This window comes from Pseudomonas aegrilactucae (genome assembly GCF_019168305.1).
Classification (GTDB): domain Bacteria; phylum Pseudomonadota; class Gammaproteobacteria; order Pseudomonadales; family Pseudomonadaceae; genus Aquipseudomonas; species Aquipseudomonas aegrilactucae.
This window is the reverse complement of the sequence record NZ_JAHTBI010000136.1, coordinates 1-3,450: the sequence shown is the minus strand read 5'-3', so window position 1 is coordinate 3,450 and position 3,450 is coordinate 1. Positions and strand designations below refer to the sequence as shown.

Genomic DNA, 3,450 nt, shown 5'->3' with positions numbered 1-3,450 from the left:
ATGAACCTGGAGTGGGATGGTTCCACTGCTATGGCCAAGGCCGTGCGCGAATGGGCCGACGACGGCAGTTACGAGATCCGTCTGGAGTGGGACAAGAACATCCGCCTGACCTACGTCACCGACGCCCACGGGCAGGAGACCTGGTACTACTACGACATCCTTGGCCACCTGTACCGCGTGCGCTATCCCGACGAGCGTTCGGAATGGATCTTCCGCGACGAGCGCAAGAACATCGTGCGGCATGTCTACGTCGATGGCACCGAAGACCGCTACGACTACGACGAGCAGGGCAGTGTGGTGCGGCATATCCGTGCCGACCATAGCCAGGTGCACTTTGCCTACGATGACCGCCGTCGCCCGATCAAGATCCGCGACGCCGAGGCGGGCCTGTGGACCAGAGATTACGACCTCAAGGGCAACCTCAGCGAAACGGTCGACCCACTGGGCAACAAGACCGAGTTTGCCTACACGCCGTCCGGCCTGGTCAAGGCGATCAAGGACGCCAACGGCAACGAAAAGGCGCTGGCGTACAACGATGCCGGGCAACTGGTCGAGTACACCGACTGCTCGGGCAAGACCAGCAAATGGACGTATGACGATGCTGGGCAGTTGGTGCTATTCACCGACGCGGCAGGCAACAAGACCGAGTACGACTACAAGGCCGGTCAGCTCGCCAAGGTCACCCACCCGGACAAGACCGAAGAGCGCTTCGAGCGCGATGCCGAAAGTCGCTTGCTCGCGCACGTCGATGCCCTCGACCGCTGCACTACCTGGACCTACACCGCTGCCGGGTTGCTCGCCGAAAGGGTCGATGCAGCAGAAAACACCCTGCGTTACCGCTGGGACAAACTGGGCCGCCTCACGGGCCTGGAAAACGAAAACGAAAGCCATGCCAACTTCCGCTATGACCCGGTCGGGCGGTTGCTGGAGCAGACCGGCTTTGACGATCTGACTACCCGCTACCAATACGACGCACACACGGGCCGCCTGGCCAGTACGCACGTTGGGCAACGGCGCATCGACGTCACCTTCGACCCGGTCGGTCGCCTCACCTCCCGCATCGCCAGCCAGGGCGATCAGCGCGAGGAGGAAACCTTTGCCTACGACGGCAACGGCAAGCTGATCCAGGCCATCAACGCGGCGAGCAAGCTGCAGTGGTTCCATGACGAGGCGGGCAACCTTACCCGCGAACACCAGCACTACCTGGCCACCGGTACCCCGATGGTCGCGGTGTGGCAGCACGAGTACGACGCCCTCAACCACCGCACCTCGACCCTGCGCCCGGATGGGCACAAGGTCAGTTGGCTGACCTACGGCAGCGGCCATCTGCTGGGCATGACCTTCGATCACCATGAGCTGCTGGCCTACGAGCGTGACGACCTGCACCGCGAGGTGATGCGGCATCAGGGCAACAGGCTCAGCCAGAGCCAGTCATGGGACCCGGCGGGGCGGTTGCAGGAACAACTGCTGGGCAGCCAGGACGGCAAGGCGACGCTGCTCAAGCGTGAGTACCAGTACGACGCGGTTGGCCAACTGACGGATATCCACGATACCCGTCGCGGCCAGCTGGCGTATCAGTACGACCCGGTGGGTAGGCTGCTGCAGGCCACCAGCCGGTTGGGCGTGGAGACCTTCGCCTTCGACCCGGCCGGCAACCTGCTGGACGACAAGCACCACGAGCCGACCCGGCCGCTGGAACGCACGCCCAAGCGCAACCGGCTGATGGACAACCTGCTGCGCGAATACGCGGGCACGCACTACACCTATGACGAGCGGGGCAACCTGAGCCATCGGCTGCACAACGGTGTGCATGCGAAATTCACCTGGGATCTGTTCGACCGCTTGCAGGCGTACAGCGACGACAAGCTCAAGGTCGAGTACAGCTATGACGCCCTTGGGCGACGGTTGCACAAGCATTCGACCGCGCATTACTGGAACAAGCCTCAGGCGGGGACCGGCTGGAACGAACTGGAGCGGGCCAAGCGGCAGCGGGAACTGAACTGCGGTTTCACCCTGTTCGGTTGGGATGGCGATACCCTCGCCTGGGAAAGCTCTCCTGCGCAGGATGAGGGTGATACCGGGCGCACGGTGCATTACCTGTATGAACCGGGCAGCTTCGTGCCGGTTGCACAGGCGCTGCGCAAGGCGCCGATACGCCTGCACAAGCAGCCGGACTGGAGCGGGCGCAACTACGACATCGACCAGGACCCGTTGTGGCAGGAGGCGAAGAAGCCGCAGCCGCTGGATGCAATTGCCTGGTACCAGTGCGACCACCTGGGCACGCCGATGGAGTTGACCGACCACAACGGTGAGGTGGCGTGGGCGGCGCAGTACAAGGCGTGGGGCGAGGTTAAACAAGAGCGCTCGGCCTGGGCGAAACAGGTGGGGTTGAACAACCCGATCCGCTTCCAGGGGCAGTATCACGATCATGAGACGGGGCTGCATTACAACCGGTATCGGTACTATGATCCGGAGGTTGGGCGGTTTATCGGGCAGGATCCAATAAGCTACACTGGTGGATTAAATCTTTATGCCTATGCTATTAGTCCAATAAATTGGATTGATCCATATGGTCTTTCGAGTCAAAAAGATTGTGGCTTGACTCATGTGTGGGGAGCAGGAGCAGGGCAGCCTAATGGAGAGCCTAATAGTGTATATACAAAGCTAAGTGGCGACGGTAGCAAAGCAGTGCAGAATACGATTTACAATGATGATGGGTTAGCTATAGGGCATGTTGACTTTAAACAGCATGGTGTAGGAGCTCCTCCCGGTCATGGTCATATATTAACTCCGCCTGGAAATATAAAAAGCGGGCATGGACCAGGTGCGGTTCATATTCCGCCGAACCAAGTCCCTAAAGAATGGAGCGTCATTCCACCAGGTACTGAACCCTCACAGCCGATAAGAGGTTCGTAAATGCTTAACGAAGCAGCAAGAAAAATATTCGATGACTATTATGGTTTCGATGATGGTTTGATTAAAACATTTGAATATGATTTTTTTCAAGCAGATGCATTGAAGATAAAGATGGAGATGTATGCTAGGAACTATGCACTTGAGGGTGATGTGTGGCGAACTGTACGAATAGTTATTGATGGTGTTAGTGAAGTGCGGTCTGTGTTTGAGGCTGGCGCTTTTAATGTTATTTGCTCGCGTGTGAAGTTGTTGAGCTTTGGCGATAAGTGGTGTGTGGAGGTTGATGGGGATTTTGGAGATATCCCAGTATCGCTGGAGGCGATAAGAAAATACAGTACGTGTTACGTCATAGGAGAGAGAGTGGAGGTGCTGGAGCTAGATGAGTAGCGGGTAGGTTTAATAAAGGCTTGGGTGGGTTTAAGTGGCACGGTGCAGTGTCGCCAGTTTGAGTTTGTTACAGGATTGGCTGCGATGGGCGGCAAGGAGCTTGAGGTAGGTGGGCTTGATATCGTTTTCTAGGGATTCTCCGATCAA

Annotated in this window: 2 protein-coding genes; both read left to right on the top strand. The window is 58.1% G+C overall.

The annotated features are described in order from the left end of the window. On the top strand, positions 1-2,916 hold a 2,916-nt coding region (locus KUO17_RS25790; protein ID WP_255263803.1), incomplete at its 5' end, for an RHS repeat protein. Beyond that, on the top strand, positions 2,917-3,303 hold the full coding sequence (locus KUO17_RS25785; RefSeq protein ID WP_217978383.1) for a hypothetical protein: 387 nt from the start codon (positions 2,917-2,919) through the stop codon (positions 3,301-3,303). The last annotated feature ends 147 nt before the right edge of the window (positions 3,304-3,450 follow it).